Source organism: Faecalibacterium sp. 7 (assembly GCF_049562865.1).
Classification (GTDB): domain Bacteria; phylum Bacillota; class Clostridia; order Oscillospirales; family Ruminococcaceae; genus Faecalibacterium; species Faecalibacterium wellingii.
This window is the reverse complement of sequence record NZ_CP186911.1, coordinates 1,173,477-1,195,703: the sequence shown is the minus strand read 5'-3', so window position 1 is coordinate 1,195,703 and position 22,227 is coordinate 1,173,477. Positions and strand designations below refer to the sequence as shown.

Genomic DNA, 22,227 nt, shown 5'->3' with positions numbered 1-22,227 from the left:
GAGAACCGCACCCGCTTTCCCCTCCACAGTGAAAAAGCTCCCCCCTTCGGGGGAGCTGGCATCGCGCAGCGATGACTGAGAGGGTCTCTTTCAATTCTAAAAACAGGAGCAACAACCATGAAAAAGAAACTTCTTGCACTGGTCTGCGCGCTGGCACTCACCTTCAGCTTTGCAGGCTGCACCATTTCCACCCCGGATACCGTGGGCAGCATCGGTGATTTTGAGATCACCTCCGGCATGTATCTGCTGGCCCAGTACGGAGCCTATCAGCAGGCGGCACAGCTGGCCGGCAGCGATCAGGATGCCTCGGATGTAAAAGCCTTTCTGAAGGAGACGATCACCACTGACTCTGACAGCGGCGAGACCGCCGTGGTCAGCGACTACGTGGCCCAGCAGACCCAGCAGACGCTGGAAACACTGGCTGCTGTGGATGCCCGCTTCAAGGCACTGGGCGGTGAGCTGACCGACGAGCAGATCGCCACTGCCGACCGTTATGCCCAGCAGATGATGGACCAGTACGGCGACACCTACACCGCCAACGGCATCGGTCTGGAGACCATCAAGGCCTATGAGCGCCTGCAGGTGGAGCACACCGCTCTGCTGGATATGGTCTACGGCCCGGACGGCGAGACTCCGGTGGCGGACGACGAGCTGACCAGCCATCTGGACGACAGCATGTACGAGATCTGCTACATCAGCATCCCGCTGTACAACACCAGCACCTATGCCTTTGCGAACGATGACCAGAAGGCCGAGATGCTCAAGCTGGCCCAGACTGCTGCCGACAGCGTCAACGCTGCAGGCGGCGAGACGGTCTCGGATCAGGTGAGTGCCCTGCATGAGGCCGCACAGAATGCCCTGCCGGACATCTACGCTGTGCTGGACAGCGAAACTTCCGACGACAGCGCCAGCGTCCAGACCGAGCTGCTGACCGAAAGCGATGTTGCTTCGTCCTTTACGCAGGACGGTGCTGCCGATGCTCTGCGCAGCCTTTCCTACGGCGAAGCCGCTGCCGTGCAGATCAACGGCTACACCCTGCTCCTGCTGGTGCGTGTGGACCCGCTGAGCGTATCCTCTCTGGATGATCTGCGGGAGCAGGTCCTGAGCGATATGAAGGGCAGCGAGCTGGACGATGCACTGGCTTCCAGCGGCGCAGAGCTGGCCCACAGCCTGAACAGCTCCGCCATGAACAAGCTGCCCGCCAAAAAGATCGTGAACAGCAGCACCAACAGCTGAAAGCCTCTATGAAAAAAGAGCCGCCTGTGGTTTTCCACCGTTTGCAAAAGCATCGTGGAAAGCCGCAGGCGGTTTTTATTGTTTAGCGTGCTCGCCCTCTCCGTCATCGCTGGGCGAGACCGTTTTTCTTTCACCGCGTCACTTTCGCGAACTCTGCGGCAAGGGCAGCATTCACCGAGCGGACGGCGTTCGCGTCCGGCTTGATCTCGGCCCGGTCATAGGTGAACAGCCCATTCACCTCATCCTCCACATCCGTCAGCTGGGTATACACCAGCGCCGAGAGTCCTTTTTTCAGCTGGGGCAGCACTGTGCCCAACTGCAGCTTTTTGCAGCGGGCCGTCAGGTCTGCGCGGCTCTTTGCTGTACCATAGCCGTAGGTTTTGCACGGTGCTTCGTGCCCCGGCATAGGCCATGCAATGCCGCCGTATTCACTCAGTGCCACAGTGCGCTTTCCGGGCTTTACATGCAGCGGATAGAAATAGTTGTGGATGGAGCACACATCTCCGCCGCCCTGATCATACCAGCCGCTGGCCTCGTCCACAAGGCGGGTATCGTCCAGCGTGCGGATGGCCTGCACTGCCCCGGCCGCGTCAAACTGGCCCCAGCCTTCGTTGAAAGGCACCCAGCAGCCGACACAGGGATGGCCGGAAAGCGCCTGTACCGTGGCTTCCAGCTCCCGGCGGTATTCTTCCCGGCTGCTTTCCTTTCCACGGCTCAGCAGGCCCCAGAGGGGTTTTGCATCGGGCAGGCAGCGCAGCAGCGGCTGCAGCACATTGGTCAGGTAGGTGACGAACCACAGCTTGTAGGCGCTGCCGCCGTTCACCATGTCCTGCCAGACCACAAGGCCCAGCCTGTCGCAGTGGTAATACCAGCGCTCCGGCTCGATTTTTGCGTGCTTGCGCAGCAGGTTGAAGCCCAGCGCTTTCACCTCGCTCAGCTCCCGCTCCACCGCCGCATCCGAAGGCGGGGTGTACAGGCCCTGCGGCCAGTAGCCCTGATCCAGCAGGCCGTTGAGCAGGATGGGCTTTCCGTTCAGGCAGAAGCGCAGCACACCCCGCGCATCCGGCTCACAGCTCCACTTGCGCAGGGCAAAGTAGCTGTGCACGGTGTCGAACTGTTCCTCCTCTCCCTGCGTGGTTCCCACGGTCAGGTCATACAAAAACGGGGTATCCGGGCTCCACGGAAAGAAATGTTCCTCCGGGATGTTCAGCGTCACCTCGCCGTCCCGGTCCGCTTCGTCGCTGCCCCAGTCCTCGGCAATGGTCACGCCCCCGGCCCGCACCACGGCCCACAGGTTCACCGCACCGCCGGGCATGGAAGTATGGGCTTTCACGGTCACGGTGCGGGCATCGTAGTCCGGCGTGACCGTGAGCGACTGGATGTAGTTTTCCGGCACACGCTCCAGCCAGACCGTCTGCCAGATGCCGCTCTGGGCCGGGTAGAACATGCCGCCGGGCTTCAGGGTCTGCTTGCCCCGGGCCTGCGTGCCGCTGTCCGTGGGGTCCTGCACGGCCACCCACAGGCTGTTGCGGCCCGTATCGTTGAGCTGGGCGGTGACATCCAGTGTGAAGGGCCAGTAGCCGCCCCGATGGCCGCCCACCAGATGGCCGTTCACCTGCACCGCACAGGCATAGTCCACCGCGCCGAAGTGCAGCAGCACCCGACCTCCTTCTCCCGGAGGGGGAGCAAAGGTGCAGTGGTAGTGCAGCCACTGGCCGGGCTGCAGGGTGCGGCCCACGCCGGAGGCCTTTGTTTCCGGCGAGTAGGGCACCAGAATGCTGCCGTCCCACGCAGCGGGGTATTCAGCTGTCTGGGTAATGGCGTACTTCCACAGGCCGTTCAGGTTCTCATAGCTGTCCCGGCGCATGGCCGGGCGAGGATATTCCGGGAGTGGGTGCATGGTTTCACCGCCTTTGATTTGTTGGTTTCATTCTAGCACAAGGCAGATGGCTTGTATAGACTGAGCAGCAACGATTTGGAATTGCCGCCGCGTTCGCTTTGGCTATAATAGCGGAAAAATTATTTTTATATTTGCAAATCAGGAAAATCTGCGGATTTTCCTGATTTGCTTTTTCACGGGGAGGGGTCGTGGCAGTAAACGGCATATTGCTGCTGTCAACCTGCGGCTGCCGCGCCGCAGATAATGCAAGCATTAAACGCAAACCCGCTCCCACGCGATTACGCTCTGCACCGAAAACATTTTCCACATACAAAAAGGCTGCTGCACCAAATGGCGCAGCAGCCCTTGCTTTCGCAATGATAAAACAGAAAACCAGAAGTCAGAGCTTACTCTTCGTCCTCGTCCTCATCCTCGTCATCTTCGTCATCATCGTCCTTTTTCGGCTTATAGAAGATGCCGCTCAGGAAGATGCTGATGAAGTACAGCAGCACCATGGGGCCGGCCACCATGCACTGAGACACGATATCCGGCGGGGTGACAACAGCTGCAATGAAGAAGATGATCACGATGGCAACGCCGCGCACCTGCTTGAGCAGCTGTGGGTTGATAATGCCCATCTTGGACAGGATGATGGTGATCAGAGGCATCTCAAACACGCAGCCAAAAATGATGAACATGGTCAGACAGAGGTTGACATAGCTCTCGATACTGGTGGTGGTCTGGATGTACTCTGCACCCTCGATGCCGGTGCTGAGGAAACGCAGCATGAAGGGCATCATGAGCTTGTAGGCGAACAGCACGCCCACGCAGAACAGGATAAGGCCCAGCAGCATGACCAGCTTGAAGAAGGTGCTCTCGCTCCGTTTCAGGCCCGGCTTTGCAAATGCATAGATGTGGTAGAACGCCACCGGCACAGTGACCACCACGCCTGCCAGAATGGAGACGCGGAAATACTGCATCAGCTTTTCCTGCGGGGCAATGGAAACAAACTCGTAATAGTCGCGGCCCATGGCAGTGAGCAGATCGATCAGACGGTCGGCGTATGCCAGCGAGACCACAACACCCACCACGAACACCACCGCGCAGATGATCAGCCTGTTCCGCAGTTCTTTCAGATGGCCGGTCAGCGTCATGCTGCCGTCCTCTGCCATGACTTCGGCTTTTTTCTTTTTGCGCTTAACGTTCGTAGCCACAATTACTCCTCGTCTTCGTCCTTCTTGGAAACCTGCTTCTCGGTCTTCTCCTCGGAATTATCGGAGCTTTCCTCGTCCTCCATGCCCTTCTTGAAGCCGTTGATGGTCTTGCCAAACATCTTGCCCAGCTTCGGCAGGTTCTTGGGTCCAAAGATCAGCAGAGCGACGACCAGGATGATCAGCAGTTCGTTAGTACCAATACGCATAATAAAAATCTCCTTTTTACTTTGCCGCGCCGCGTGGCGGGCTTATTGCATGTATCAGGCAACCGCGGGCGCGGATGCATCCAGTAAGTAATCAGTCCTTCGGCAGAACATCATTCTGACGAGGGTCTTCCTCCACCGGCTCGGCCGCAGGAGCAGCCTCGGCAGCTTCCTGTGCGGGAGCCGCTTCTGCTGCAGGCTCGGCCTTTTCAACCGGGGCAGTGGGTTCTTCGGCCTTTTCGGCAGGTGCAGCGGTCTCCTCAGCGGGAGCGTTCTCCTCGGCCTTGGCGGCAGGTGCAGCGTCCTCTTCCAGTTCTTCCACCGGCTCCTCAGTCAGCTCGGTCACTTCCTCAGCAGCTTCTGCCTTGGCAGCTTCCTCCTTGCTGGTCTTGCCGATACCGGTAAAGCTCTTGGTCACGTCCTTGACGCTGTTGTCGATATCCTTCTTGATATCGGTCAGCGGAGCAACGGCTTCCTTCAGGGGAGCCTGGATCTCATTCAGCGGCTCCACAACGTTCTTCTGGATCTCCTCAGAAGCAGCGCCGGTGTACTTTTTCAGTTCACGCAGCATCTTGCCGATCTTCTTTGCGTAGACGGGCAGCTGATCCGGGCCGATGAACACGAACGCCACGATCACGATGACGACAAGTTCCCAAAAACCAATTTTCATACTAACTCGTTTCCTTTCCTGTGCGGCGGGACGTTTTCCGGAGCCGACGCATCCGCTTTGCAGTGGGTGCCGCGAACCATTCTTTGCCCTGTTCTTCGTCCGCTTCCGTGGGAGTTCGGCGCTCTTTGCGCCTGTGTTGCCCTACTTATACCGAAAAGTGGTGAACTCATTCTGAACAATATATGAACTTTTCATGAACGAGTAAGTGAACAGGGTATTTTTATAAACTTATGATATTTTATAGTCAGTTTATTACAAAGCGGATAGGATACAACAGTGCAGTCTTTTGCAAAAAAGAGGACACCGCACAAAACGGTGTCCTCTGAAGTGTCCTTTGCGGGGATCAGTGGCCGCAGCTCTCGCAGTGATCGCAGTCCTCTTCCAGCTTACCCACGATGGGTTCCGGATCGATGCCCTGACGGCGGTAGTAGTCGGACAGAGCAGCCTTGACGGCCTGCTCGGCCAGAACAGAGCAGTGCACCTTGATGGGAGGCAGACCTTCCAGAGCTTCCACAACGGCCTTGTTGGTCAGCTTGAGGGCCTCGTCGATGGTCTTGCCCTTGATGAGGTCGGTGGCCATGCTGCTGGTGGCGATGGCGGCACCGCAGCCGAAGGTGAGGAACTTGACATCCACGATCACGTTGTTCTCGATCTTCAGGTACATGCGCATGATGTCGCCGCACTTGGGGTTGCCCACTTCGCCCACGCCGTTTGCGTCGGGGATCTCACCCACGTTGTGCGGATTTGCAAAATGCTCCATGACCTTTGCGCTATACATGCTTGCCATAATTACTGTTCTCCCTTCAGGCTGAACTGGCGGGCCGTGTTCTGGCCCTGCAGCCACATACAACTCATAGCACGGCGGCGGGGAATGACCTCCTCCAGCACGTCGCACAGATATTTTGCTTCTTCCATAGTGTTCTGCGGGCCAAAGGTGAACCGCATGGAGCCGTGGCCGATCTCCTCAGGCACGCCGATGCTCAGCAGGACGTGGCTGGGGTCCAGACTGTCGGAGTTGCAGGCAGAGCCGGTGGAGGCGCAGATGCCGTGCATATCCAGATCCAGCAGGATGGTCTCGCCCTCCAGACCCGGGAAGCTGATGTTCACATTGTTGGGCAGACGGGGGCTGCGGCCGCCGTTCAGGCGGGCTTCCGGGATGTTCTTGAGGACGCGGTCGATGACATAATCGCGCAGCTCGCTCTCGTGGGCCATGCGCTCATCCAGATGCGCCGTGGCGATCTCCAGTGCCTTGCCCATGGCAGCAATGCCGGCCACGTTCTCGGTACCTGCACGGTGGCGGGCCTCCTGACTGCCGCCATCGATCAGGTTCTGGGGCCATACGCCCTTACGGCAGTACAGTGCACCCATGCCCTTGGGGCCATTGAACTTGTGGGCGCTCATGGACAGCATATCCACGCCCAGTTCCTTCACATCCACGGGGATGGCACCCACAGCCTGCACTGCGTCGGTGTGCATCCAGACACCGTGCTTGTGAGCGACCTCGGCGATCTCCTTGATGGGCTGGATGGTGCCGATCTCGTTGTTGGCCATCATGATGCTGACCAGCGCGGTATCGGGACGGATGGCAGCTTCCACGTCCTCGGGACGGATGTAGCCCTCGGCAGTGGGCTTGATATAGGTCACTTCAAAGCCCATGCGCTCCAGTGCAGCCATGCTGTGCATGATGGCATGATGCTCAAAAGCGCTGGTGATGAGGTGCTTTTTGTTCTGGCGTGCCTTGGTGAAGGCAGTGCCCTTTACGGCCCAGTTGTCGGCCTCGGAGCCGCAGCTGGTAAAGAAGAGCTCAGCCGGACTTGCATTGATGGCCTTTGCCACCTGCGCACGGCCGGTGTCCACGAATTCCTTGGCCTCATAGCCCACACTGTAATGGCTGCTGGGGTTGCCGCAGGCACCGCTCAGGGCTTTGACCATCATTTCCAGTGCCTCGGGAGCACAGGGAGTGGTGGCAGCATTATCCAGATAAACCACTTTTTCCATGTTTTCCATAGGAATGATCCTTTCTTATTGAACGCGTCTGCAGGAGCCTTGAATGCCCTGTGCAGATGCGGAATCCTTTCAACGGATAAGTTATACCATATCATTCCCTAGTATGTCAATATGAATACTGGATTTTCGTGATTCAGTCACCTTTTTTGCCCTTTCCGGTCAGTTTTCCCAGTAACACCTTCCACTTGGGGTAGCCCCAGCGCTTATCTTCGGCAAAATCGTCTGCCAGCTTCCACGGAAAAACGCCGCCGTCGAAGTACAGATTTCCCTGTTCGTCCACGCGGTCCAGCTTTTTGGGCAGATACGCCTCATCGTAGTAGCTCTTGCGGCGGTCGGGCAGCACCCAGTGCAGGGTGCCGTCCTCGTCCATGCCGGACGCCCATACGCCGAACACGAAGGTAGCCGCTTCGCCGTAGCAGTGTTGCTCGAACCGGATAGCACCATCATAGTAGAACTTGATGACCTCCAGCGTACCGGATTCCTTTTTGCCGTCCCGGCCAAGGGTGGGGCGGTAATCCTGCTGATAGCGGCAGCCGCAGTGGCTGCCGGCAAAGTCTTTTGCATGGAACGACATGGCGTGGTTTCCTTTCTTTCTGGTAGGATCGTTTGCTTTTTATATAAAGTACACGGCGGCTTTTCGCGGGACGATCTGGAATAGCGGAACGTCTGCGGGCGTTCCGCTATCCCGTTTTCACGGGTAGGGCGTGGAGGAAAACGGCAGCAAGCCCTCTCAGTCAAAGCCTGACGGCTTTGCCAGCTCCCCCGAAGGGGGAGCTTTTTGCCTTCTTCCGGTCAGCGCGTATTAAGCTCCCCCTTTCGGGGGAGCTGGCGAGCACAGCGAGACTGAGAGGGTTTTAAAAATGTCCCTCAAAATCTCCCTCGATCTCGTAGGGCCAGCTCAGGATGCCGCCCAGATCCCGCAGATTGGTGTAGCCCAGTGATTCCAGCTTCTGCACGGCATCGGCGCTGCGGCGGCCGGTGCGGCAGTAGATGAGCCACAGGGCATCCTTATCCGGCAGCACCTCGGCGGCACGGCTCAGCACCTGACTCAGCGGCAGTAGCTTTGCCCCCGGAATGTGGCCCACAGCAAATTCGTCCGGCTCCCGGACGTCCACGGCGGTTGCCTCATGTGCATCCAGCAGACGGATGGCGTCGGCAGCAGTGATCTTCTCAGTCATACTCTCACTCCTTATGTTATCCTCTTATCCATCCTATGATAGCAGACCTTTTTTGTTTGCACAAGAGGATACCTTTGCAAAATCCGAGCAACGTGCTATACTATAGGAAGCAATAAGGAGAGGATCGCCATGAAATTTTCGACCAAAAGCCGTTACGCCCTGCGCCTGATGGCCGAGCTGGCGCGCTATGCGCCGGGCACCACCGTCAGCCTGAAGGAGATCAGTGAGCGGCAGAACCTGAGCCTGAAATATTTGGAGCAGATCGTCACACCGCTGGCCCGGGCAGGCCTTGTCAAGAGCGAGCGCGGCAGTCAGGGCGGCTACCGCCTGACCAAAGCCCCTGCCGCCTACACCGCCGGTGAGATCCTGCGCGCCATCGAGGGCAGTGTGGCCCCCATTCCCTGCCTTGGCAGCGAGACCAACGAGTGCCCCATGTGGGAGCAGTGCTTCACCCTGCCGTTCTGGACCGGCCTTGACGAGGTCATCAACCAATATATCGACAGTGTAACGCTGGAGCAGCTTGCCCGTCAGCTGCCCACCGCAGACAAAAAAGAGGGCTGCTGCAGCTGCGGCACGAAAAATGCCTGAATCTTGAAAGAAATGCTTGACATTCGCCTTTGCATCGGCTATAATAACTAAGCATTCAGCGAATGCCTATAGGGGTATAGCTCAGCTGGTAGAGCAGCGGTCTCCAAAACCGCGTGCCGTGAGTTCGAAACTTACTACCCCTGCCATAACCGCACAGGTTCTTCGGAGCCTGTGCGGTTTGTTTTTGTACGCCTGCGGCAGGGCCGAACCATTTAGAATGGCCTCCGCATTCGCTCTGGCCATTTTCAGCGGAAATATCATTTTTATGTTCGTGTTCCGGAACACTTTTTCACGGGAAGGGGCTGGAGAGGAAACCAGCATGTTTTTAGCTTTTTTGCAATTTTTTGAAATTCACGCTTGACAAGCAGGCGGTTTTTCGATATAATAAAGCACGTTCCGGCGGTAAGCACCGCACGAAACTTGAGCGATCATGGCCCGGTAGCTCAGTTGGTTAGAGCACCAGCCTGTCACGCTGGGGGTCGTCGGTTCGAGCCCGATCCGGGTCGCCATTTGCTGCTATAGCTCAGTTGGTAGAGCGCATCCTTGGTAAGGATGAGGTCTCCAGTTCGAATCTGGATAGCAGCTCCATGCGCAGACACCTCGAAGTCTTAGGATTTCGGGGTGTTTTTTGTTTACGGTCCTTTGTTGCATCCATCTGGTTGTCTACTCTGCCCAAAAGCAGCGGAAACTTTCTTCCGCTGCCGTCAATTGATGTCACCGTCCAGTTGTTATACAATTAACATAATGCATTTGGCGGCAGTCTGGCCGCATAGAGAGTATTGGAACTTTTGGAGGTAACTACTATGGCTCGTTTTACCCTGCCCCGTGATCTTTACCACGGCAAGGGCGCTTTGGAAGCCCTGAAGACTTTTACCGGCAAAAAGGCCATCGTCTGCGTGGGCGGCGGCTCCATGAAGCGGTTCGGCTTTCTGGATCGTGCGGTCTCCTACCTGAAGGAAGCGGGCATGGAAGTAGAACTGTTTGAAGGCATTGAACCCGATCCCTCGGTGGAGACTGTCATGCGCGGTGCTGAGGCCATGCTGAAATTTGAGCCGGACTGGATCATCGCCATGGGCGGCGGCTCTCCCATCGATGCCGCCAAGGCCATGTGGATCAAGTACGAGTATCCCGAGATCACCTTTGAAGAGATGTGCAAGGTGTTCGGCATCCCGCCGCTGCGCCGCAAGGCCCACTTCTGCGCCATTTCCTCCACTTCCGGCACCGCTACTGAGGTGACGGCTTTCTCCATCATCACCGATTACCAGAAGGGCATCAAGTACCCCATCGCGGACTTTGAGATCACGCCCGACGTGGCCATCGTAGACCCGGATCTGGCCGAGACCATGCCCAAAAAGCTGGTGGCCCACACCGGCATGGACGCCATGACCCACGCCATCGAGGCCTATGTTTCCACCGCACACTGCGACTACACCGACCCGCTGGCCATCTTTGCCATCCGCATGATCCAGGGCGATCTGGTGGACAGCTACAACGGCGACATGTCCAAGCGTGACTCCATGCACAACGCCCAGTGTCTGGCCGGCATGGCCTTCTCCAACGCACTGCTGGGCATCGTGCACTCCATGGCCCACAAGACCGGCGCCGCCTTTGCGGACTACGGCGCACACATCATCCATGGTGCCGCTAACGCCATGTATCTGCCCAAGGTCATCGCGTTCAACGCCAAGGACCCCGAAGCCAAAAAGCGCTACGGCGTCATTGCAGACGAGATGAAGCTGGGCGGCGCCAACGATGACGAGAAGGTAACGCTGCTCATCGAGTACCTGCGCGGCATGAACGACGCGCTGAACATCCCCCACTGCATCCAGCACTACGGCCCGGACTCCTACCCCGCCGAGCAGGGCTTTGTGCCGGAGGACGTGTTCCTGCAGCGCCTGCCCGAGATTGCAAAGAACGCCATTGCCGATGCCTGCACCGGCTCCAACCCCCGCCAGCCCAGTCAGGAAGAGATGGAAAAGCTGCTCAAGTGCTGCTACTATGACACCGAGGTGGATTTCTGAGCCTGACCGCCTAACTGCATAAGCCTCCCATTCCGGCTGCCGGTCTCGCGCTTCTGCGAGCCGACAGCCGGTTTTTGTTTTGTCCGGCCTGCTTTTATACAACAAAAACGCCCCGAAGCGTTTCCGCTTCGAGGCGTCTGAGCTGGAGCTGCTATCCAGATTCGAACTGGAGACCTCATCCTTACCAAGGATGCGCTCTACCAACTGAGCTATAGCAGCACAATCACAGCTCAATTATAATACCACAGCTTTTGCCGTTTTGCAAGTGTTTTTTGCAAAATAGTTTGCATCTTTTGCAAAAAGTCGGTTTTTACGCAAAAACCGCCCGGCCGTTTTCCACGGCCGGGCGGTTTGCATGTTCAAAACTCGATCCGTATCACTCGATCAGGCCGTTCAGCAGGGACAGGCACTTGCGGCTGTGCAGCTTGCGGATGGCCTTTGCCTCGATCTGACGCACGCGCTCACGGGTAACGCCAAAGTCACGGCCCACCTCTTCCAGCGTGCGGGGGCGGCCATCGTCCAGACCAAAACGCAGGCGAATGACCTTTTCCTCACGGGGAGTCAGGCTCTTGAGCGCCAGATTGATCTGCTGTGCCACCATGGCGCGGTCTGCGGCTTTGCCGGGGGCTTCGGCGTTTTCGTCTGCGACGAAATCGCCCAGAGAGGAATCCTCTTCCTCACCCACGGGGCTTTCCAGACTTGCCGGCTCCTGTGCCATGCGCTGGATCTCACGCACGCGCTCCACGCTCATATCCATGGCCTTTGCCAGCTCTTCCGGGGTCGGCTCGTGGCCGTTCTGGTACACCAGCTGGTTGGTGGCCTGACGCATCCGGTTGATGGTCTCCACCATGTGCACCGGGATACGGATGGTACGGGCCTGATCCGCAATGGCGCGGGTGATGGCCTGACGGATCCACCAGGTCGCATAGGTGGAGAAGCGGAATCCACGGTCGCAGTCAAACTTCTCCGCAGCCTTGATCAGGCCGATGTTGCCCTCCTGGATCAGATCCAGAAATGCCAGATTGTGGCCCACATGCTTCTTGGCAATGGACACCACCAGACGCAGGTTCGCCTCGCTCAGGCTGCGGCGGGCGTTCAGGCCGTCGCGGCGGGTCTTGAGCAGCTCTGCGCGCTTTTCGTCGGTCAGGGGGCCGTTCTCCACGGCCTCCATGGCTTCCTCTTCTGCGGCCTTTTCCTCGGCATCCTCGGTGGGCTTCTCGTTGCCTTCCTCGTCCAGGTCCTCGGTATAGCTGCGGCTGTTCTCGTCCTCTTCAAAGGAGAAGCGGGCGCTGTTCTTCTTGATGTACTCCGGCCCGCCGTACTTCTGACGGTCGGCCTGCAGGATATGCGCTGCCTCGGCACCGGCATGGATGCGGCGGCTCAGCTCCACCTCCTGCTCGGCGCTCAGCAGCGGGATCCTGACCGATCTGCTTGAGGTAGTTCTTCACGGGGTCGTCCAGCAGCTCGTCCATGGCAGCCTTCAGGTCTGCGGGGTTCTCCTCGCTCTGCTCGTCCTCGTCCTCTGTGATGCCCAGATCATCGTTGTTGTTCTCGGCGCTCTCCACCTCCGCCATGATGCTGTCCACATCCAGCATCGGCTCCGTGTCCTCTTCCAGCACCTTGATCCCGCGTTCTTCCAGAAGGGTATAGAGCGTTTCCTCATCCATTCTGCACTGCGCAGCCAGCGCCTTGGCCTCCTTGGCCGAAATGGTGCCTTCGCCTTTCGTCAACAGTTCCTTTAAAGTCATGCCCATTTTGCTCTCTCCTTCTTGCTCCGGGGAAAATCCTGTAATAACGTGTTCCTGCGCATCAGATCACAAGTCCTCCGTTCACACCGAACACCTGTCCGGTGATGTAGCCGGCATCCTCGCCCGCCAGAAACACCAGCAGCCTTGCCACCTCATCTGCGCTGCCAAGACGGCCCACCGGGGTCTCCTCGGCCAGCGCCGCCTTATCCTCGGCGGTGAACGCTGCCATCATATCGGTATCGATGACCCCGGGCGCAACACAGTTCACTGTGATGCCACTGGGGCCTTCTTCTTTGGCCAAAGCCTTGGTCAGGCCGATCAGGCCCGCCTTTGCTGCGGAGTAGTGCACTTCGCAGCTGCCGCCGGTCTGGCCCCACATGCTGCTCACCGTCAGGATGCGTCCGGCCTTGCGGCGGATCATGCCCGGCAGCGCCAGCTGACACAGGTGGAATGCACCGGTCAGGTTCACATCCAGCATGTGCTGCCACTCCTCCGGGGTGATGTCGGTGAACAGCTTCTGCTGGGCAATGCCCGCATTGCTCACCAGTACATCCACATGGCCCAGCGCCTGCTCTGCGGTGCGGAACGCAAGCTCGCAGCTGGCGCGGGACGCCACATCGCACTGCACGGCAGTAATGCCGGGCAGCTGCTTTTCCAGTGCCGCAGCGGCTTCGGCGTTGCTGTGGTACAGCACCGCCACGCGGAAACCGGCCTCATAAAACGCCCGGGCCGCAGCCGCACCGATGCCCCGGTCGCCGCCGGAGATCAGAACGCCCCGGCCATTGCCCGCAGACGGACGCGCCGCAGCTGCCTCTTCGGCTGCCGGTTTCTCCGGCTCCTGCGGCGGTTCTGGCGTCTCCGGCTCCGGGACCGGCTGCGGCGCAGGTTTTTCCAGCACCATCACCCGGGTGGGTTCGTCCACTGCAGCTGCTGCCGGTGCCGCCTTCGGCTTTGGCGCTGCGGGCGGTTCCTGCGCAGCCTGTTCCGGCTGCGGCTCCTCGCCCGACAGATTGAACGTCAGTTCAAATTCATCTTCGTACAAGAGTATGGTCCTCCTGTCGTGTTCTCTGCACAGCAGCTGTGCGCCGTGCAGGAGATGTTCCGCCGCCCATCGCCCCCGGTCAACGTCCATTTCTTTTCCGGTCAAAGTCCGGCGCTTGGCGTGACAGGCAGGTGCGCAAGATGGGTTTCGACAAAACACCATTAAATAATATAGCACAATTTGCCGAAAAAAGAAAGTGGAAGCCGCCTGCTTTTTCACGCAGCTTCCACTTTTTTACGGTTTTTTCATATTCTGCCCCGGCTGTACCGGCGGTTTCCACTTCGGCTTTGCCGCAAGCCGTGCCCGCAGGTCTTTGAAAAACGCCTGTAAAAGCGCCTGTGCCTCCTCGGCACGCAGACCGCTTTCCACCACCGGATGGTGGTTGAAGGGCATGGCGAACAGGTCGGTCACGCTGCCGCAGCAGCCCGCCTTGGCGTCTGCCGCACCGTATACCACCCGTCGCACCCGGCTGTTGAGGATCGCTCCGGCGCACATGGGGCAAGGCTCCAGCGTAACGAACAGTTCACACTCCCACAGCCGCCAGCCGCCCAGCTTTTTGCACGCCGCATCGATGGCCAGCAGCTCTGCATGGTGCAGCGCGTTTTTTTCGGTCTCGCGGGTGTTGTGGGCCGCAGCGACCACCTCGCCCCTGCGGGCCACTACCGCCCCCACCGGCACCTCGCCCAGCGCCGCCGCCTTGCGGGCTTCTTCCAGCGCAAGGCCCATCAATTCAAAATCGGTCATAGGCTCCTCTTTATCCTGCTGCAAAAACCAGCAGATTATTCAATGTATGCAAAAGCATCCCCGGCCATACGCTTCCGGTGCGGCTGCGGATGGTGCCCAGCACAAGGCCGCACACCAGCGCATAGGCCATGCCTGCCGGGCCCCTATGCTGCACGGCGAACAGCACTGCCTGCAAAGCCACAGCCTGTCTCTCGCCCAGCGGCCGGGCCAGCTGCTGGATGGCGCCGCGGAACACCAGTTCTTCCACGATGGGCGCAGCGGCACAGCGGTGCACAAAGGCCCACATCCGGGCGGCTTCCTCCGGCACCTGCGGCAGGACCGCCGTCAGAGCCTTGCCCGCCAGCAGGTAAGCCAGCGCACAGCCGAATGCGGCCAGCAGGGCCCTTGTTTTTTCATTCCGTTCCATGGCCCTGCCCTCCCTGCCGCATCAGTCAGCGTCTATCTTATCACATCCATTGGCCGCCGCGCAAGTATTTTGCGCTGTGACGAAGCAATTTTGGCCAGAGTGTACTGGAAAACGATTGACTTTTCCCTGCCGGTTCTGGTATAATGTTTTCCGACCTTTTATCAAAAATCGTCGACTAACATGATTTAAGCTCTCACTCACCGGAGATCCGGAGGTATTTTTTATGATCCGCATTCTTACCGATTCTGCGTCCGACATCCTGCCTGCCGAGGCAGAGCAGCTGGGCGTGACCGTGATTCCTCTGAACGTGACGCTGGAGGACGGCATCGTCCTGCGGGACGGCATCGACATGACCCCCAGCGCCTACTATGACCATCTGGCTTCCTGCCGCAAGCTGCCCACCACCAGCCAGCCCAGCCCGGAACTGTTCGAGAAGTTCTATCTGGAAGCCGCTGCTGCCGGGGACGAAGTGCTGGGCATCTTCCTGTCCCACGAGCTGTCCGGCACATGGCAGTGCGCAAAGCTGGCTGCAGACCTTGCCAATGTGGACAACGTGCTGTTTGTGGACAGTGCCAACGTGTGTCTGGGCGAAGCGCTGCTGGTGCGCCTGGCCGTACAGCTGCGAGACGCAGGCAAGACGCTGGTGCAGATCGCCACCGATCTGGAGCATGCCAAGGAGCATCTGCATCTGGTTGCTGCCATCGACGATCTGAAGTATCTGCGCAAGGGCGGCCGTCTGCCTGCCGCCGTGGCCGTCGCAGGCGGGATGCTGGGCATCAAGCCCCTCATCACCATCAAGGAGGGCAAGGTAGCCATGGCCGGCAAGGCCCGCGGCCTGCCCGGTGCCTATGTGGCCCTGTTCAAGAAGATCGACGAACTGGGCGGCATCAGTCCGGATTTTGCCACGGTTGCAGGCTACTCTGCCAGCCTGCGCGAAGTGCAGCCCATCCAGAACTACTTCCGGGATACTCTGGATCTGCCCGAACCGCTGGTGCGGCAGATCGGCTGCGTCATTGGCACCCACGCAGGCCCCGGCGCGTTCGGTCTGGCATTCTTCGACAAAGGGTTGGTGCTGGAATAAGCGGCCACCGAAAAAAGATCATCCGACCAAAGTCGGGCAGCCTGCGGGCTGCCCGGCTTGTTTTTTTGTTGGGGGCCACAAACTCCCTCCGTCAAAACCTGACGGTTTTGCCAGCTTCCTCGGAGAGGGAGCCTCTGGCGCGCCCGGCGCTCACAGCACTGCGTCCGAGATGAGCTTGCCCAGCAGCAGCACCAGCACCACCAGCATCATGGGGCGGATGAAGCGTGCACCTTTTTTCAGGGCGAAATGGGAGCCCAGCAGGTTGCCCAGAATGTTGCTGACGGCACAGGGGATGCCGATGTGGAACACCACCAGACCGTTCATCAGATAGGTGAACAGACTGGCGTAGTTGCTGGCAAGATTCAGCACCTTGCCGTTGCCGTTGGCGGTGCGCAGGTCAAAGCCCATCAGGGTGGTAAAGGCAATGATGGCAAAGGTGCCGGTGCCCGGGCCCACGATGCCATCGTACAGGCCGATGCCCAAGCCGATGCCCAGCGCCAGCAGGATCTTTTTCAGGTTCAGGGTGCCGTCGTCCCGGTTCCGGTCCGGCAGGTCGCGCTGCCACAAAATGACCACCGCCGCCACCGGCAGGATGAGGAACATCATGGTGCGCAGCAGCTCATCGCTGAGCAGCAGCACGATATGCGCCCCCAGTGCACTGCCCGCAAAGCTGCCAATGGCTGCAAGGATGCCCACCTTCAGGTTCATGGCACCGTTTTTGAAAAAGTTGGCTGTGGCAAAGGTGGTACCGCAGGCGGCGCTGAATTTATTGGTAGCATAGGTGTAGTGGGGCGGCAGTCCGGCAAACAGATAGGCCGGCAGGCTGATAAGGCCGCCGCCTCCGGCTGCCGAATCCACAAAGCCTGCAAAGCCCGTCATCAGGATGAGAAACGCCATCATCCATGGCGAGAGCGTGATACCCATTGTTATAATTCCCTCTATTTTTCCAGTTTTTTGCACGTGCATTTCAGGACAGGGACAGCCGTCCCTCACAGGCCAGCACCTGATCCAGGATCATGCGCGAGACGCGGGCACCGTACACCATGGCGGGATGTTCATTGTACTCGATGATATCGTGAAAGTCCTTGTTCATCAGCACGATGACATACTCGCCGTAGGGGGTATGGACGATGCCGCCATCGTTGCGGCAGGCGTTCATGCTGCCGCTCTTGCTGGCCACCCAGATGAGCTCCGGCGCGCCGGTCTCCTCGCAGTCCAGATAATACTGGGGAAAATCGTGGGTCAGCATGGTGTTGTAGTGCTGCTGGCGCAGGATGGCAAGCATCTCGGCACTGGCTTCCCGGCTGACCAGCTCCCCTTTTGCAATGCGGGCGAACAGCGCCGCATAGTCCCGGGGCGTGGTGGTGCCAAGCTGGCGGTAGCGGTCAAAGTGCAACGGATTGTGCAGCACCGTGTGGGCAAAGCCCAGCTCCCGGATGCAGGCGTTGATGGTGTCCAGCCCCAGATAGTCGATGAGCATGTTGGTGGCGATGTTGTCCGAACAAATGATCATCATGGTAGCGGTATCTTTTACTCTGAGGCGTGCGCCCACACCCAGCGCCCGCAGCATGCCGCTGCCGTCCACAAACTGGCTCTGCTCGTAGGCAAGCTCGTCCGTAAGGCTGGCCCTGCCCCGCTGCACCTGCAAATACAGCGCCGCCAGAAGGAACGCCTTGATGGTGGATGCGGTCTCAAATTCCTCGTCCGCGCCCACCTCCACGGTATGGCCCTGCAGATCGTCCACGAACACGCTCATTCTGCCCTGATAGCAGTACAGCTCCGCAGCAATGCGCTTTTCCAGCGTCATATTTTTATCCATATCGGCATATTCTCCGTTGTTATTACAGGTTTTCCTCAAAAAAGCGCATGGCATTGCGGAAATAGACCCCCTCCACCTCGTCTTCGGTGAAGCCCTCTTTGCGCAGGGCATCCGCCAGCAGCGGCAGGAAGGCAGCATTTTCCAGCTGGTGGGGGCCATCGATGCCGTCAAAATCGCTGCCAAGGGCGATCATCTGGGCACCGCCCACCTGTTTGTAGTGGGCCGCATGCTTCGCAATGAGCGCCGCCGTGCTGCGGCAGCGTTCCGGGTGGGTGGGGTCAGCGTCCAGAAAGGGCGCATAGTAGTTCAGGCCCGCAATGCCGCCGCGCTCTGCCAGCGCACGGATCATCTCATCGGTCAGGTTGCGGGTGTGGGGTGCCAGTGCACGGCAGTTGGAGTGGCTGGCCGCAAAAGGCCGGGTACCGTGCTCCACGATATCCCAGAAGCCCTTGTCCGAAAGATGGCTCACGTCCACGATCATGTGCATCCGCTCCATCTCGGCCAGAAATGCAAAGCCCGTTCCGGTCAGACCCTTTTCGGTCTGGGGCACCAGCACGCCGCCGGGGTTCCGCTGCGGGCTTGCCAGCTCGTTTTCGTGGTTCCATGTCAGGGTCATCATGCGCGCGCCCAGCTCATACATCCGGCGCAGCACCCCCACGCTGCCCTTGCAGCAGGCGCCTTCCTCGATGGTGAGCATCCCGCTGATCTTTCCCGCCGCAGCATTCCGGCGGATGTCTGCCGCCGTGTACACCGGGGCAATGGCGTCCGGGTATGCCGCCATGATCCGCTTGAACCAGTCGATCTCCTCCAGTGCCGTCACCAGCGGGTCCGCGCCGGGGGCGGGGTCGTCCAGATTGACGAAGGCTGCAAAGCATTGCAGCAGATAGTCGCCTTTCTGTAATTTTTCAAGGTCGATATGCAGATCGTTCTGCGCAAAACTCTTGGGCTGTCCCGCCTTTTCGGCGCGGCGCAGCTCGCTGAGGGTGTCACAGTGCAGATCCCAGACTTTCATGACAGTCTCTCCTTATTCTTCCTGCAGCAGCTGCAGCAGCTCTTCCGGCTTCATGGACAGGATCGCTCCGTCTGCCGAGCCGGTGACCGTCTCGGCAAGGTCCTGCTTTGCCTGCTGCAGCTCCACGATCTTTTCTTCAATGGTGTCCTGCGCAATGAGCTTGTACACCTGCACCGGATTGCGCTGGCCGATGCGGTAGGCGCGGTCGGTGGCCTGATTCTGCGCGGCCACGTTCCACCACGGGTCGTAGTGGATGACGATATCTGCCGCCGTCAGGTTCAGGCCGGTGCCGCCCGCCCGCAGCGAGATGAGGAACACATCCGCTTCGCCGCTGTTGAACCGGCGCACAAGCTCCGCACGCACCGGCTTTGGGGTGGAGCCCTGCAGGGTAAAGTGGCTCACGCCTGCTTCGTCCAGCCGTTTTGCCAGCAGTTCCAGCATGGAGGTGAACTGGCTGAACAGCAGGATGCGGTGTCCGCCCTCCACAGCAGCCGTCACCAGCTCCATGCAGGCGTCCAGCTTGGCGCTGCCGCCGTCCCAGTTGTCCGCCACAAGGCGGGGGTCGCAGCAGATCTCCCGCAGGCGCATAAGCACCGCGAACACCGCCATTTTATCCTCGGGCTTGGCGGCGCGCAGCTTTTCCCGCGCGTCCACCACAGCGGCAAGGTAGAGCTTGCGCTGCTGCTCGTCCAGCTCGATGCGGTGGAGATTCTCGGTCTTGGGCGGCAGCTCTTTGAGCACCTCGGACTTCATGCGCCGCAGGATGAACGGCCCGGTCAGCTGGTTCAGCCGCCGCAGGGCTTCCTTGTCCTCCTCCTGCACGATGGGCTTTTCAAACCGGGCGCAGAAGGCCTTGTAGGGCGGCAGATACCCCGGCATCAGGAAGGAGAAGATGCTCCACAATTCGCCCAAGCGGTTTTCCACCGGGGTGCCGGTAAGGGCGAACCGCACTTTGCTGTTCACCCCGCACACCGCCTTGTATTTCTGGGTGGTGTGGTTCTTGATGGCCTGTGCTTCGTCCAGAATGCAGGCATAGAACGCCTGTTCCGCATACCGTTCTTCGTCCCGGCGCAGCAGGTCGTAGCTGGTCACCACAAGGTCGGCGTTTTGCCACTGCTTTGCCAGCTCGGCACGGTGGGCGGCGTCGCCGTCCACCGCCACACAGACGAGCTGCGGGGTGAACTTTTTGCATTCCTCCTGCCAGTTGAGCACCAGCGACGCCGGGCAGACGATGAGGCTGGGCAGGGTCTGCCCGCTTTCCTTCATGGCCAGCAGGTAGCTGAGCACCTGCACCGTTTTGCCAAGGCCCATATCATCGGCCAGAATGCCGCCCATACCGTAGCCGTCCAGCGTGCGCAGCCAGCGGTAGCCGTCCCTCTGGTACTTGCGCAGCACATTGTGCAGGCTTTCCGGCGGGGTATACTCGCTGTCCTTCACGGCGTGGAAGCTGCGGCTGATGCGGCGGAAGGCATCGTCGCGGTTGAAGCGCAGGCCGTTCTGTCCCGAGAGCGCCCAGTCCAGACTGGGTGCCCGGTAAAGCGGCAGTTCGGCATGGCCGTTCCGGAGCCTGACGCCGGAAAGCTCCAGTGTATCGTTCAGCTCATCCAGCCCTTCCAGACTGTCGTCCAGCCGCAGCAGGCTCCCGTCCCGCAGGCGGTGGTAGCGCTTTTTCTGGTGCAGGGAGCGCAGCAGCTCTTTCAGCTCGGCCACCGGGAACTCGCCGGTGTCCACTTCCAGATCCAGCACGCTGCCGTGCACCGAAACGCCCACCGTAATGCGCGGCGGCGCGGCCTGCAGGCTGCGGAATGCATCACTCAGGTAGACTTCGCCCTCTGCCAGCAGGGCCGGGATGCCTTCTTCCAGCAGACGGCAGATCTCTTCCTCGTCGGCGGTGCCGTACACTTCCTCATTGCCGCCGACGCCGGGCTGCAGATAGGAAGCCAGCAGTCGCTTTGCACGGCTCTCGGCACGCACATCCCGCAAGAGGCCCGCCGGGGCCGGGGAAAACGGCGTGATCTTATCCTCTCCGTACAGAAATTCCGCGTGGGCCTCAATGCGGAAGCTGTCCGGCGCATCCAGATAGAACTGCACCACCGGCTCCAGCGGGATCTGGTTCAGCAGCAGGCGTTCCGGATCCACGATGTTCAGCCTGCTGCCCAGCTCCGGCAGCACATAGCTGCAAAAGGCGGTGGCATCTGCGTTTGTAAAAAACAGGCTCTTGCCGCCCAGCGCCTGCAGCGCGGGCAGGATGCGGGTGCAGCCGGGCCGCTGCAGCCGCCAGAGGGTGTCCTCGCTGAACAGATAATCATAATCCAGCCCCTGCACAGCGGAAAGTGCAGGTTCGCCTTCCACCTGCACGCCGCCGCGGCTGCGTGCAACAGTCAGGGTGACTGCGGGCAGACCCTCCCGCAGCTCGTAGCCGCCCAGAAAGCCGGTGTGTGCGTACATCTGAACAAGGGCGTCAAAGTTTTCTCCGGTCAGGATCATGCCGCCTGCCGGGCCCTGCTCGGCCCCGCCATACACCCGCACTGCAGCCTTATCCAGACTCTGCCTTGCGCTCACCTGACGGCGCAGCAGCTGCAAAAGGGCGCGGGACTCCTCATCAAAGGCATCCCACCGGTGCACAAAGGCCAGCGCCTTTCCGTAACTGACGCTGCGGCCGTGTTCGATGTTCTCCAAAAGATCCGGGATGCTCTTGACCACATACTGCCGCCCGCCGTCCGAAATGCGCAGCCGCAGCCACGGCTGCGCGCCGGGCAGCAGGGTCAGCTCCGGTTCCAGCCGGACAAAACCGGTGCGCTGGGGCACCTCGCCGCCGCCAAGGTCCTCCAGCGCGGCTTCCTTATAGGTATCCAGCAGCCTGCGGGCTTCGTGGTCCGACACCGGCGCTTCCCCGTGCCACTTTTTGCCAAACAGCATCTCCAGACCGGAAGCGTAGCTGTCGCGGCGGGCTGGCTCTGTTCCCAGCCCGGCAGTGCCCCGCACCACGCCCGGAATGGCATCCGGCTTTGCAGCGGAGGCGGGCGCATTCTTTTCCGCATCGTCCAGCAGCAATGCGCCGATATGCTTGCAGTAGGTGCCCTCGCCGTTCTGGTTATACGGGCAGCTGCAGGACGCACTGACAAAGCTGCCGTTCTCCCGCAGCCATGCCTGCGTATAGTAATAGCTGCCGCCGCTGCCCTGTACCATGGCCGAAATATGCCGCACGCCATCGGCGTTCACGGTGCAGGTGCTCTGCTGGATGCGCTTGCGGTATTTCTTGGCCCGCTCAAAAATGTTATCGCCCAAAAGCGTGCGGATCTCGTCTGCATCCATGGCTGTTTCCTCCCGGTCTCAGAAGCTGGTAATAAACCTTTTTATCTTATAAGAATACCGCACC

22 protein-coding genes and 4 tRNA genes are annotated in these 22,227 nt (G+C 59.7%); 7 read left to right on the top strand and 19 right to left on the bottom strand.

The genetic code is table 11. The features are described 5' to 3' along the window. Positions 1-117: 117 nt before the first annotated feature. A complete protein-coding gene (locus ACKXF7_RS05910) occupies positions 118-1,236 on the top strand; it encodes a foldase (protein ID WP_423742391.1) in 1,119 nt (372 codons plus the stop codon). A gap of 130 nt (positions 1,237-1,366) precedes the next feature. Here ACKXF7_RS05910 and ACKXF7_RS05905 read toward each other — a convergent pair whose 3' ends face one another. From ACKXF7_RS05905 to ACKXF7_RS05865, 9 genes are all read right to left on the bottom strand, one after another. Continuing rightward, positions 1,367-3,136, bottom strand: a complete 1,770-nt coding sequence (locus tag ACKXF7_RS05905; RefSeq protein WP_423742390.1) for a glycoside hydrolase family 2 protein — start codon at positions 3,134-3,136, stop codon at positions 1,367-1,369. Positions 3,137-3,140: 4 nt separating this feature from the next. Then, complete coding sequence (locus ACKXF7_RS05900) at positions 3,141-3,443, bottom strand: hypothetical protein (protein WP_423742389.1); 303 nt, start codon at positions 3,441-3,443, stop codon at positions 3,141-3,143. A gap of 79 nt (positions 3,444-3,522) precedes the next feature. Continuing rightward, positions 3,523-4,329, bottom strand: a complete 807-nt coding sequence (gene tatC / locus ACKXF7_RS05895; protein WP_423742388.1) for a twin-arginine translocase subunit TatC — start codon at positions 4,327-4,329, stop codon at positions 3,523-3,525. Between the two features lie 2 nt (positions 4,330-4,331). Continuing rightward, positions 4,332-4,535: a twin-arginine translocase TatA/TatE family subunit gene (tatA, locus tag ACKXF7_RS05890; protein WP_423742387.1), complete on the bottom strand. Its 204-nt coding sequence runs from the start codon at positions 4,533-4,535 to the stop codon at positions 4,332-4,334. Between the two features lie 91 nt (positions 4,536-4,626). After that, a complete protein-coding gene (locus ACKXF7_RS05885; RefSeq protein ID WP_423742386.1) occupies positions 4,627-5,202 on the bottom strand; it encodes a Sec-independent protein translocase subunit TatA/TatB in 576 nt (191 codons plus the stop codon). A 343-nt stretch (positions 5,203-5,545) separates the two neighbouring features. Next, a complete protein-coding gene (gene nifU / locus ACKXF7_RS05880; RefSeq protein WP_005937858.1) occupies positions 5,546-5,989 on the bottom strand; it encodes a Fe-S cluster assembly scaffold protein NifU in 444 nt (147 codons plus the stop codon). A 2-nt stretch (positions 5,990-5,991) separates the two neighbouring features. Beyond that, entirely contained in the window at positions 5,992-7,209 is a 1,218-nt protein-coding gene (locus tag ACKXF7_RS05875; RefSeq protein ID WP_005937861.1) for a cysteine desulfurase family protein, read from the bottom strand. A 133-nt stretch (positions 7,210-7,342) separates the two neighbouring features. Next, positions 7,343-7,783 carry a hypothetical protein gene (locus tag ACKXF7_RS05870; RefSeq protein WP_249237448.1) on the bottom strand — a complete coding sequence of 147 codons (441 nt, stop codon included), beginning with the start codon at positions 7,781-7,783 and terminating at the stop codon, positions 7,343-7,345. A gap of 280 nt (positions 7,784-8,063) precedes the next feature. Beyond that, positions 8,064-8,387, bottom strand: a complete 324-nt coding sequence (locus ACKXF7_RS05865) for a rhodanese-like domain-containing protein (RefSeq protein ID WP_423742385.1) — start codon at positions 8,385-8,387, stop codon at positions 8,064-8,066. Positions 8,388-8,516: 129 nt separating this feature from the next. Here ACKXF7_RS05865 and ACKXF7_RS05860 point away from each other — a divergent pair, with 129 nt between their 5' ends. The 5 genes from ACKXF7_RS05860 (at position 8,517) to ACKXF7_RS05840 (ending at position 10,996) form a co-directional block, all read left to right on the top strand. Further along, a complete protein-coding gene (locus tag ACKXF7_RS05860; RefSeq protein ID WP_339394990.1) occupies positions 8,517-8,975 on the top strand; it encodes an RrF2 family transcriptional regulator in 459 nt (152 codons plus the stop codon). A 70-nt stretch (positions 8,976-9,045) separates the two neighbouring features. Continuing rightward, positions 9,046-9,121: transfer RNA gene (locus ACKXF7_RS05855), tRNA-Trp, on the top strand. Positions 9,122-9,407: 286 nt separating this feature from the next. After that, a tRNA-Asp gene (locus tag ACKXF7_RS05850) sits at positions 9,408-9,484 on the top strand. A 3-nt stretch (positions 9,485-9,487) separates the two neighbouring features. Then, positions 9,488-9,563, top strand: a tRNA-Thr gene (locus ACKXF7_RS05845). Positions 9,564-9,778: 215 nt separating this feature from the next. Next, a complete protein-coding gene (locus ACKXF7_RS05840) occupies positions 9,779-10,996 on the top strand; it encodes an iron-containing alcohol dehydrogenase (RefSeq protein ID WP_423742384.1) in 1,218 nt (405 codons plus the stop codon). Between the two features lie 143 nt (positions 10,997-11,139). Here the strand turns inward: ACKXF7_RS05840 and ACKXF7_RS05835 are convergent. From ACKXF7_RS05835 to ACKXF7_RS05810, 6 genes are all read right to left on the bottom strand, one after another. Beyond that, a tRNA-Thr gene (locus ACKXF7_RS05835) sits at positions 11,140-11,215 on the bottom strand. A gap of 157 nt (positions 11,216-11,372) precedes the next feature. Next, on the bottom strand, positions 11,373-12,386 hold the full coding sequence (locus tag ACKXF7_RS05830; RefSeq protein ID WP_423742383.1) for a sigma-70 family RNA polymerase sigma factor: 1,014 nt from the start codon (positions 12,384-12,386) through the stop codon (positions 11,373-11,375). Continuing rightward, a complete protein-coding gene (locus tag ACKXF7_RS05825; RefSeq protein WP_423742382.1) occupies positions 12,268-12,750 on the bottom strand; it encodes a hypothetical protein in 483 nt (160 codons plus the stop codon). Before ACKXF7_RS05825 ends, ACKXF7_RS05830 begins: the two co-directional genes overlap by 119 nt. A gap of 55 nt (positions 12,751-12,805) precedes the next feature. Next, complete coding sequence (gene ymfI / locus ACKXF7_RS05820; RefSeq protein WP_423742381.1) at positions 12,806-13,786, bottom strand: elongation factor P 5-aminopentanone reductase; 981 nt, start codon at positions 13,784-13,786, stop codon at positions 12,806-12,808. 234 nt (positions 13,787-14,020) lie between these two features. Further along, positions 14,021-14,530: a nucleoside deaminase gene (locus tag ACKXF7_RS05815; protein ID WP_339394986.1), complete on the bottom strand. Its 510-nt coding sequence runs from the start codon at positions 14,528-14,530 to the stop codon at positions 14,021-14,023. A gap of 10 nt (positions 14,531-14,540) precedes the next feature. After that, entirely contained in the window at positions 14,541-14,936 is a 396-nt protein-coding gene (locus ACKXF7_RS05810) for a CPBP family intramembrane glutamic endopeptidase (RefSeq protein WP_249237455.1), read from the bottom strand. Between the two features lie 223 nt (positions 14,937-15,159). Between ACKXF7_RS05810 and ACKXF7_RS05805 the strand changes: the two genes are divergently transcribed. Continuing rightward, complete coding sequence (locus tag ACKXF7_RS05805; protein ID WP_339394984.1) at positions 15,160-16,017, top strand: DegV family protein; 858 nt, start codon at positions 15,160-15,162, stop codon at positions 16,015-16,017. Between the two features lie 150 nt (positions 16,018-16,167). On the opposite strand, the gene ACKXF7_RS05800 is transcribed toward ACKXF7_RS05805, so the two are convergent. Genes ACKXF7_RS05800 through ACKXF7_RS05785 form a run of 4 tightly spaced genes read right to left on the bottom strand, consistent with a single transcriptional unit; the run spans position 16,168 to position 22,163 of the window. Then, on the bottom strand, positions 16,168-16,941 hold the full coding sequence (locus tag ACKXF7_RS05800; protein WP_423742380.1) for a TSUP family transporter: 774 nt from the start codon (positions 16,939-16,941) through the stop codon (positions 16,168-16,170). 43 nt (positions 16,942-16,984) lie between these two features. Beyond that, a complete protein-coding gene (locus tag ACKXF7_RS05795; protein WP_423742379.1) occupies positions 16,985-17,836 on the bottom strand; it encodes a serine hydrolase in 852 nt (283 codons plus the stop codon). A gap of 22 nt (positions 17,837-17,858) precedes the next feature. Further along, entirely contained in the window at positions 17,859-18,848 is a 990-nt protein-coding gene (locus ACKXF7_RS05790; protein WP_423742378.1) for a dipeptidase, read from the bottom strand. A 12-nt stretch (positions 18,849-18,860) separates the two neighbouring features. Beyond that, positions 18,861-22,163: an SNF2-related protein gene (locus ACKXF7_RS05785; protein WP_423742377.1), complete on the bottom strand. Its 3,303-nt coding sequence runs from the start codon at positions 22,161-22,163 to the stop codon at positions 18,861-18,863. Between the last annotated feature and the right edge of the window lie 64 nt (positions 22,164-22,227).